Origin of the sequence: Streptomyces toyocaensis, from assembly GCF_000725125.1 — a bacterium.
GTDB classification, from domain to species: Bacteria; Actinomycetota; Actinomycetes; order Streptomycetales; family Streptomycetaceae; genus Streptomyces; species Streptomyces toyocaensis.
This window is the reverse complement of the sequence record NZ_JFCB01000069.1, coordinates 1-1,348: the sequence shown is the minus strand read 5'-3', so window position 1 is coordinate 1,348 and position 1,348 is coordinate 1. Positions and strand designations below refer to the sequence as shown.

The 1,348-nt window shown below is 65.4% G+C and carries 2 protein-coding genes; one reads left to right on the top strand and one right to left on the bottom strand.

What is annotated here, in order from left to right; all coding sequences use genetic code 11:
• Positions 1-74 precede the first annotated feature (74 nt).
• The gene (locus BU52_RS32580; RefSeq protein WP_037941455.1) at positions 75-476 is read left to right on the top strand and encodes a hypothetical protein; all 402 of its coding nucleotides are present in this window, start codon (positions 75-77) and stop codon (positions 474-476) included.
• On the opposite strand, the gene BU52_RS34530 is transcribed toward BU52_RS32580, so the two are convergent.
• Positions 444-1,276 (bottom strand): IS5 family transposase gene (locus BU52_RS34530; RefSeq protein ID WP_167343561.1). Its coding sequence is split into 2 segments (ribosomal slippage): positions 444-934 and positions 934-1,276, totalling 834 coding nucleotides; the frame shifts between segments, so codons are not numbered across the junction. The genes BU52_RS32580 and BU52_RS34530 overlap by 33 nt on opposite strands.
• Between the last annotated feature and the right edge of the window lie 72 nt (positions 1,277-1,348).

The window sequence follows — 1,348 nt, the reverse complement described above, 5'->3', positions numbered from 1 at the left end:
CTAAGAACTCCTAACGAAATGATCTTCGAAGGGTCGGCTCCAGGCGCTGGGGTGCTGTCGGGCAGCATGGGGCGATGAACTCGGATGAGCCAGTGCCTCGAGAGTTGAAGGTCCTCGATACGACCTCGCTGGTCAGGCTGGAGGAGCGGGCATGCGAGCTCAGCCTTAACCAGCGGTTGGACCCGGCATGGGTGCAGGCGAATGCGGCGCCCGATGGAACTCACTATCTGTGGCCGGCCCTGTGGCACAGCCTGTCCCATCGCCCGGACGTCCCACGCCAGCTGCGGTGCGAATTGTTGATCAGTCTGCGTGGGGGAGACCGCGTGGTGAGCTGGCTGGATGTGCTTCCCGACGGCTTCACTCCGCTGCAGAGGGTGGCCTCACGCGAAGAAGGCATGCAGGTCAGCCGACTCCTGGACAGCTCCCCGAGCGTCAAGGATTGGCTACTGGGTAAGGGCGTCCTGGACCAGCCGTGAGAGACGGCGCCAGCAGATGAGTGCGCATCCCAGGCTCAAGAAGGCTTCGTGGATGTCATCGCGGATCTCCCAGCGGATGCGTAGGCGGCGGAACCAGTGCAGGTGGGCGAAGGCGCGTTCCACGACCCAGCGTTGAGTGCCGAGCCCGGAACCGTGCCCGGTGCCTCGACGGGCGATGAGCGGCTTCACACCGAGGCCCCAGACCAGGCGGCGGTACTTGTCGTGGTCGTATCCGCGGTCACCGAGCACGACATCGGGGCGACGCCGGGGCCGGCCGCGCTTGCCCCGAACGGACGGCACTGCCTGAAGCAGTGGAATGAGCTGGGTGACGTCATTGCGGTTGCCGCCGGTCAGCGCGACGGCGAGCGGGATGCCGGTGGCGTCGGTGATCAAGTGGTGCTTGCTGCCCGTCCTGCCCCGGTCGACAGGACTTCGTCCCGTCTTGGGTCCCCTTTTAGTGCCCGGATGTGAGAGCCGTCCACAGCCGCCCGGGAAAAGTCCAGGGCGTTCACGCTGCGGAGCTTGGCCAGGAGGACCTCGTGGAGCCGGGGCCAGACGCCGGCCTCCGTCCACTCGGCCAGGCGGCGCCAACAGGTCATGCCCGACCCGAAGCCGAGTTCCTGCGGGAGATGTTCCCAGCTGATCCCGGTGTGCAGGACGAACAGAATGCCCTGGAACACCAGCCGGTCCGGATGCCGCTTTCGTCCTGGATGCCGTACCCGACGCTCAACCTTGGGTAGCAGCGGCTCGATCACCGCCCACAACTCGTCGTCAACATGCCACGGCTTCGGCCGAGCCACCCCACACCCCCGGATCGTCACTTCCGGAGCAATCCAATCATCTCGAAGATCATTTCGTTAGGAGTTCTAAGT